Origin of the sequence: Streptomyces sp. NPDC058964 (assembly GCF_042741275.1) — a bacterium.
In the GTDB taxonomy this organism is placed as follows: domain Bacteria; phylum Actinomycetota; class Actinomycetes; order Streptomycetales; family Streptomycetaceae; genus Streptomyces.
The window spans coordinates 1-3398 of sequence record NZ_JBHYKH010000730.1; the positions used below are offsets into that span (position 1 = coordinate 1).

The 3398-nt window shown below is 67.0% G+C and carries 3 protein-coding genes; all 3 read left to right on the forward strand.

Annotated features, from left to right (window positions below; genetic code table 11):
• Positions 1 to 460 precede the first annotated feature (460 nt).
• Positions 461 to 1066: an ATP-dependent Clp protease proteolytic subunit gene (locus ACFW2E_RS43790; protein ID WP_376525974.1), complete on the forward strand. Its 606-nt coding sequence runs from the start codon at positions 461 to 463 to the stop codon at positions 1064 to 1066.
• A gap of 70 nt (positions 1067 to 1136) precedes the next feature.
• The gene (locus tag ACFW2E_RS43795; protein WP_384476843.1) at positions 1137 to 1802 is read left to right on the forward strand and encodes an ATP-dependent Clp protease proteolytic subunit; all 666 of its coding nucleotides are present in this window, start codon (positions 1137 to 1139) and stop codon (positions 1800 to 1802) included.
• A gap of 181 nt (positions 1803 to 1983) precedes the next feature.
• The gene (gene clpX / locus ACFW2E_RS43800; protein WP_384476846.1) at positions 1984 to 3270 is read left to right on the forward strand and encodes an ATP-dependent Clp protease ATP-binding subunit ClpX; all 1287 of its coding nucleotides are present in this window, start codon (positions 1984 to 1986) and stop codon (positions 3268 to 3270) included.
• Positions 3271 to 3398 lie beyond the last annotated feature (128 nt).

Below are 3398 nucleotides of genomic sequence, written 5' to 3' on the forward strand. Positions count from 1 at the left end.
CCCGCACCACGCGTACTTGGTGGGGGACCGGTTCGTGCTGCTGAAGCGGGGGGCGATGGTGGCCAACCACACCCGTGACGAAGTCAGCCTGGACGAGCTGACGAGGCAGATGGCAGGCGGAACGGAGCTGGACGATCTACGCCACGAGCTGCAACGGACCCAGGAACCCGGGACCGTGACACGTGCGGCTCCGCCGCGCGGGCGCGAGCAACCACGAGGGACCGCACCCGCCGACGAACCCCCAGCGCAACGGCGAGGCTCCGCACCCGCGCCCGCACCCCGCGGAGCGCTACGCCCCCGGCGAACACCCGCGGAACCGGGATGGCGCCGCAGGCCCTGCGCGTTAGGGTCCATGAATACGAGGGCAGGGGAGTCCCCGAAAGCGGCTCCAGCCCCGCAGGGAAACGTGAGACGGCCCGGCGCCGTCGTAAGACGAGCAGGTGGATACGTGACGAATCTGATGCCCTCCGCCGCCGGCGAGCCTTCCATCGGTGGTGGCCTCGGCGACCAGGTCTACAACCGGCTGCTCGGCGAGCGGATCATCTTCCTCGGCCAGCAGGTCGACGACGACATCGCCAACAAGATCACCGCGCAGCTGCTGCTCCTCGCCGCCGATCCGACCAAGGACGTCTACCTCTACATCAACAGCCCCGGCGGTTCGGTGACGGCGGGCATGGCGATCTACGACACCATGCAGTACATCCCGAACGACGTGGTCACGATCGCCATGGGCATGGCGGCCTCGATGGGCCAGTTCCTGCTCACCGGCGGTGCCGCCGGCAAGCGCTTCGCGCTGCCGCACGCGGACATCATGATGCACCAGGGCTCCGCGGGCCTCGGCGGTACGGTCTCGGACATCAAGATCCAGGCCGAGTACCTGATGCGCACCAAGAAGCGCATGTCCGAGCTGACCGCGCGGCACTCCGGCCAGACCGTCGAGACGATCATCCGCGACGGCGACCGCGACCGCTGGTTCACCCCGGAAGAGGCCAAGGAGTACGGTCTCATTGACGAGATCATCACGCACGCCTCCGGTGTTCCGGGAGGCGGCGGCACCGGTGCCTGACCGGCCCGGCTCCGCCACGCTCCGCCGAGACTCCAGCCCCCAGAACGCCACCAGGACGGTGAACACGCACATGAGCAACTTCCCCGGCGCCGCCAGCGGCCTCTACGAGGGCCCCCGGCCCGACGCCCGCTATGTCATCCCGCGCTTCGTCGAGCGCACCTCGCAGGGCATCCGCGAGTACGACCCGTACGCGAAGCTCTTCGAGGAGCGCGTGATCTTCCTCGGCGTCCAGATCGACGACGCCTCCGCCAACGACGTCATGGCGCAGCTGCTGTGCCTGGAGTCGATGGACCCCGACCGGGACATCTCGATCTACATCAACAGCCCGGGCGGCGACATGACCGCCCTCACGGCCATCTACGACACGATGCAGTACGTGAAGCCGGACATCCAGACGGTCTGCATGGGCCAGGCGGCCTCCGCCGCGGCCATCCTGCTCGCCGCCGGTACGCCCGGCAAGCGCATGGCGCTGCCGAACTCCCGCGTCCTCATCCACCAGCCGGCCGGCTCCACCGGCCGTGGGCAGCTCTCCGACCTGGAGATCATCGCCAACGAGTTCACCCGGATGCGTACGCAGCTGGAGGAGATGCTCGCCAAGCACACCAACCGGCCGATCGAGAAGGTCCGCGAGGACATCGAGCGCGACAAGATCCTCACCGCCGAGGAAGCGCTCGAGTACGGCATCGTCGACCAGATCATCTCCACCCGGAAGATGAACAACTCCTCTCTCCGCTAGGCGGGAGGCTGTATCGTCTGCCGCACATTGGCCGGGTTTGCCGCGATGCACCTCAAAGGCAACGGTGCCAAGGGGGGCCCGAACGGGGGGCCCGGCAAGGTACCGTCGGACATAAGGCAGCACCAGGAGCCGCTGGATTCGAAAGCGTCCAGGCGTCTCCCAGGCGAAGGGGAAGCACACCGTGGCACGCATCGGTGACGGCGGCGATCTGCTCAAGTGCTCGTTCTGCGGCAAGAGCCAGAAGCAGGTCAAGAAGCTCATCGCAGGGCCCGGTGTGTACATCTGCGACGAGTGCATCGACCTCTGCAACGAGATCATCGAGGAGGAGCTCGCCGAGACGAGCGAGGTGCGCTGGGAGGAACTCCCCAAGCCCCGCGAGATCTACGAGTTCCTGGAGGGCTATGTAGTCGGCCAAGAGGCCGCCAAGAAGGCTCTCTCAGTCGCGGTGTACAACCACTACAAGCGGGTCCAGGCAGGCGAGAACGGCGGCGCCCAAGGCCGTGACGACGCCATCGAGTTGGCCAAGTCGAACATCCTGCTGCTGGGCCCCACGGGCTCCGGCAAGACGCTCCTCGCGCAGACCCTGGCGCGCATGCTGAACGTCCCGTTCGCCATTGCGGACGCGACGGCGCTGACGGAAGCGGGCTATGTCGGCGAGGACGTCGAGAACATCCTCCTGAAGCTGATCCAGGCGGCCGACTACGACGTCAAGAAGGCCGAGACGGGGATCATCTACATCGACGAGATCGACAAGGTCGCGCGGAAGAGTGAAAACCCTTCCATCACGCGTGACGTGTCGGGCGAGGGCGTGCAGCAGGCCCTGCTCAAGATCCTCGAGGGCACCACGGCCTCCGTCCCGCCGCAGGGCGGCCGCAAGCACCCGCACCAGGAGTTCATCCAGATCGACACGACGAACGTCCTGTTCATCGTGGGTGGCGCGTTCGCCGGACTGGAGAAGATCATCGAGGCGCGGGCCGGCGCCAAGGGCATCGGTTTCGGCGCCACCATCCGCTCGAAGCGCGAACTCGAGTCCAAGGACGTCTTCGAGGACGTCATGCCGGAGGACCTGGTCAAGTTCGGCATGATCCCCGAGTTCATCGGGCGCCTCCCAGTGATCACGTCGGTCCACAACCTCGACCGCGAGGCCCTGCTCAAGATCCTGGTGGAGCCCCGCAACGCCCTGGTCAAGCAGTACCAGCGTCTCTTCGAACTCGACGGCGTGGAACTGGACTTCGAGCGCGAGGCCCTGGAAGCCATCGCCGACCAGGCCATCCTCCGCCAGACCGGCGCCCGAGGCCTGCGCGCCATCATGGAAGAGGTCCTCATGTCGGTGATGTACGAGGTCCCGTCCCGCAAGGACGTGGCCCGCGTCGTCATCACGGCGGACGTCGTCCACTCGAACGTGAACCCGACCCTGATCCCGCGGGATGCGCGGGGACGGGGGACCGGGGAGCAGAAGACGGCGTAGCCGTACCACCTGCGCACACCGCAAGGCCCCGGTCGGCAGCTTCCGTTCTAGTGGTCGTCGCAACACCCCAGTTCAAGGGGTGCGATGGACTTCGAGATCCGGAAGGATCGGCGGCCTCAGGGGCCGAG

Bases quoted from the DNA above. Each gene is read 5' to 3' on its own strand.
- ACFW2E_RS43790 (WP_376525974.1), top strand. From the start codon at position 461: ATGCCCTCCGCCGCCGGCGAGCCTTCCATCGGTGGTGGCCTCGGCGAC.
- ACFW2E_RS43795 (WP_384476843.1), top strand. From the start codon at position 1,137: ATGAGCAACTTCCCCGGCGCCGCCAGCGGCCTCTACGAGGGCCCCCGG.